The sequence below is a fragment of the Bartonella sp. TS25HLJMH genome (assembly GCF_042193505.1).
Taxonomy (GTDB): Bacteria; Pseudomonadota; Alphaproteobacteria; order Rhizobiales; family Rhizobiaceae; genus Bartonella; species Bartonella grahamii.
Window position 1 is genome coordinate 1 of the sequence record NZ_JBHILV010000043.1, and the last position, 4,123, is coordinate 4,123.

Sequence of the window (4,123 nt, forward strand, 5' to 3'; positions counted from 1 at the left end):
GGATCAGCAGCATTTACTACACTACTTTCATCTCCTGAATCGCTTTTGATATAAACTGTTGTGTTGCCTGAGACATCCCCATTGATCAAAAGCCTATCGGTTTTTTGATCGGCACTTGCAACACCATCACTCCAAGCAATGTTGAAGTAAATCTTTGCATCACCAGAGGCGTTGTAGACCGCTTGCGTATCTGGTTTACCAGATCCTATATGCAGTGTGTGATAATGCTCTTCTGTTGGTTCATTAAAGATAATGGAGCTGTTGTTGAGATTAAGAACAGAAATATCAGAACGAGACCTTTGAGCAATATCAAGCAGATTGCCATCACCATCTTTTTCGTTTGTGCTGTTTTTTACGATCCATTGCGTATTGTTTTGCAAATCAAAGTGTACATTTCTGTCTTTAGCAATATTCGCTCTGCCCTCTAGAATAGACTGATCAGCGCTTAATGTGAAAGTGCCGTTGGAGATCTCTTTTAAACCCATCTGTTCCCAAAGCTCTTTCTCTTTATCTTCGAGAAAAATGCCATTTCCTAATAAAACGTCGGCATGGAGTTCTGAATTTTTGATATTTGCTATACCGATTGCCAGATCTGCATTATTTTCAATCTCGTTGTCAGCGAAAGCTCCAATAAGAACTCCAGTGCCATTTTCCACATGAATATCTGCATTGGTTAAATTAATTTCATTACTTGGATATTTTTTTGAATTATCTGATTCATCGAGTTTGCTACCAAAGAGAGCTAAAAACTGCAAGCCGCTGATTCCTGCTGTTACAGAAACATCTGTGAGATCAATATGTCCACTAGATGATACGTTTAGTGCAACTTGTTTTGCTTCTATTTTATTTTCTAATGCACTCTGTGCTGCTTTAAGATCACTATTAATCATCTTAATCGTGCTATTATCTACTGCAGTGAGACCAATATCAACATTTTGAATGGTTGTTTTGCCATTTAATTCGATTTCAGTGTCAGGCCCATTAACGTTTATACCAACGGTCATTTCTTTACTTTCATCACCGGTTATTGTTAAATTTCCGCTAATGATTTTACTTCCACCATCTGCATAAAAACCTTTATCAACATTTTGAATGGTTGTTTTGCCCGTTAATTTAATTTCACTCCCAGAGCCTGATGTTCTTGCACCGGTGCGTTTGTTGTAGGGATCTTGATCAATTGCTTCACTACCGACTACGGTTAAATTTTCACTGGTAATTTTACCACCATTATCTGCTCCAAGGCCTTTAAAAGTATTGTTAATTGTTGTATCGCCATGCAAGTTAATTCTGCTATCAGGACCAAAGGCTTCTACACCGGTTCCCTTGCCATCTGTTGTTAAAGCAACACTCGTGGCATCAATCTGTCCGCCTTTTTCTGCAAATAATGCATTTTGTTTCCCACTGACAGTTCCTCCCGTCTTCGTGATTTTTGCTCCTGAACCTTCTGCATGAAGTCCATTGCCTTCAGATGATGTAACTGCAACTTTTTCGTCTAAAGTAATAGTGCTGCCCTTTTGTGCAAATACTCCATCAGTTTTTCCATCGAATGATCCTCCAGAGACTGTTATTGTGGAGTGATCATTTGCAAATATGCCTGTGTTTGCTAAAGAAACGGTTGTGTCTTTCAAAATAAGGTTGCTGTGGGTAGCATTTATCCCTTTGTCAATAAAGTGGTCATCTTTACCGTTTATAACTACCGTTGTTAGCTCGTTTTCACTACTACTGTTTTCAAAAGAAGCACCATTTTCAAGAGCTGTAATTTTTCCCCCTGTCATTTTAATTTTAGCATTATCTTTGGCCTTAATACCTAAGTGAATATCAGAATCATTATCATTACTTTTAATGGTTGAATTAGTTAAAGTAATTTCACTGTTATCGCCTTCAGCTGTTATAACATATGTGTTTTTATTTGTGTCTTTATTTCCGGTTACTGTTAATTTATCGCCGGTGATTTTACCACCTGTTTTTGCATGAATAGTTTCATAAGTTTTTTCGGATGGGATTTCTACTTTTCCATCAGTAACTTCGAGATTTTCAGCATATGCGTTGAAATGGGTGCCAAACAGCGTAACAGCGATAGCCGCTGTACAGAGTAACAGAGATTTTTTATACATTGATATTTTCCTAACTTATAAGCCCCACACATTCCACCCCCGCTTATAAGAAGGATATCAAATGAATGGTTTTCTGCTTTGAGAAAAATAGATTATTTTTATTTTTGTGTAAAGTATAATTATAAATTTTATAATAAAATACATAATGTTTTACTGTAAATTTATTTTATTGCTCATTATAAATAAAAATATAACTAAACTATAAATAAAAATTATTTTAATAATATGAAGATATTAAAAGTTATTTGTAATTTTTTTATTGTATATCATCGTGTTATTATTGTGCATTATTTAGAGATAAACTTTATCTTGTTATCACAAGAAAGAAAAGAATGGAGAAGATATAAAAAAAGAAACCAGAAAAGAAGAAATGGGCAATAAAGAAAAGCAGTATCTATGCTGCTGTGGATATACAAAAAAGAAAGCTAGTCGTTTGACAGGAGTTTTTTTAGTGGGAATAGGTGGGATTGGGTGAGAATTTATAATTTTTTTAAATGACTAATTTTCACCATTAAATGCGCATTTTATCAAAATGGATTTTGATATCTAATAAAGAGTGCAAATGAGAAAAATCTATAATTTGTGAAGTTTGCTCCCCATCAGCCAAAAAAGCAAAAAAAGATATAATATTAAAAAAACAGATTGTTATTAAAAATCTTAATGTAAGGAGAAATGCAGCGTCATTTTCCATTTTATAATGATGGTTAGGTTGGATTTGTGTAGTTCTTGAGTGTTTTTTCAACCTCTATTTGATGTTTTAAATGCAATTTTAAAAAGAGGCAAGGTAAGCTCTATTTCTTCACTGTCGTTGATGTCTTGAACAAGCTCTTGTAACTTTTTATAAAACTCTGCTGCAAGTTTCGCTATATCTTCAGAGGGAAGTTTAATTGTTGCATTTTTGTTATCTGATTGATCCCTTTGTACGGGTGGCAAATAGTGAGGGTGGTTGGAGTGTTAAACCAGCAAGTCCCTTTGCTGCTGCCATGTTTATCAAACGTGATAAGCAAAGGGGCGGTGTTTTTTGGTCTCCTTCAAATCAAGATGTTAAAGGCATTTTAGGAACGGCACGCCCGATTAGCTATTTTGATGGCGAAATCGGTCATGAGAAAAATAGCTTCAATTAAGCCGATATTGCGACCTTTATACCAGCACGGCTTAGCCAAAATGCGCATTTAGATAATTCTGTAGGGAAAATGGTTGCTAATGGACGCATTTTATGGGGAAACCATACCACCTCCAGTAATCCACTCTGGCGCGTTGTCAATGTAGTGCGCACCTGTGCAGCATTGGAAAAAACTATCATCAACAGTTTCCGCCCTTGGGCGAATGACGAGAATCTGACCGGTCTGTCATTGCACTTACCCGCAGCTTCACGCAGTTTCTTGATGATCTGATTGCTCGTGGTGCATTGCTTGGTGGGCGGGTTTGGTTTGACCGCGATTTAAATTCCAACAGCTCTTTACAGCTGGGACGGTTGCGGGTCGAATTTGATGCAGAAGAAGTACCATCCTTAGAAGATTTAAGTTTCGGCAGCCGGCGCAATAGCACTTATTTTGATCATTTGGCGGAAGATAGCCAAAAGAAAATGACGCACACTTTTGGCGAGACGCTTGAGAGCTATCGTAAAGCAGCAAGGAGTGAGGCATGACCTTACGCATTGTACGCAGTTTTAACCCGATTGTCGATGGTTTTATGGGCACCATCTCACAATTGACAGATTTTTGTAAATCTTTGCCTCATCGCATGAAGGGGTGGTTTGGGTCCATTAATTTAAGAGAGTTTTTGCCAAGTTTTTTGGGAGGCAAAACAGCCATTCAACCGATTGCACAATTTGCGGGGGCGGGGCATGCCAATTACTCTGTGAGAGAGCAAAGAGGCAAAGACCGCTCCACTATCACCCACAATCAAAATGTCACAGTGCATGTCAATGGTGCCCGTGATCCTGTGGCCACTGGTCGTGCGGTTGCCCACGCCATTCAACGGGCACGCGCTAATGCGCTGCATGGCGG

The 4,123-nt window shown here is 37.9% G+C and carries 1 protein-coding gene and 3 pseudogenes; 2 read left to right on the forward strand and 2 right to left on the reverse strand.

The window, feature by feature from the left end:
* A pseudogene (locus tag ACFINF_RS08780) lies at positions 1–2,114 on the reverse strand (autotransporter outer membrane beta-barrel domain-containing protein); the annotation flags it as partial.
* A 704-nt stretch (positions 2,115–2,818) separates the two neighbouring features.
* Positions 2,819–3,014 (reverse strand): annotated as a pseudogene (locus ACFINF_RS08785) (transcriptional regulator); the annotation flags it as partial.
* Here ACFINF_RS08785 and ACFINF_RS08790 point away from each other — a divergent pair.
* Together ACFINF_RS08790 and ACFINF_RS08795 are read left to right on the forward strand one after the other, a co-directional pair.
* Positions 3,011–3,762 (forward strand): annotated as a pseudogene (locus ACFINF_RS08790) (phage tail sheath family protein); the annotation flags it as partial. The pseudogenes ACFINF_RS08785 and ACFINF_RS08790 overlap by 4 nt on opposite strands.
* On the forward strand, positions 3,759–4,123 hold a 365-nt coding region (locus ACFINF_RS08795; protein WP_375620529.1), incomplete at its 3' end, for a hypothetical protein. The pseudogene ACFINF_RS08790 and the gene ACFINF_RS08795, both read left to right, overlap by 4 nt.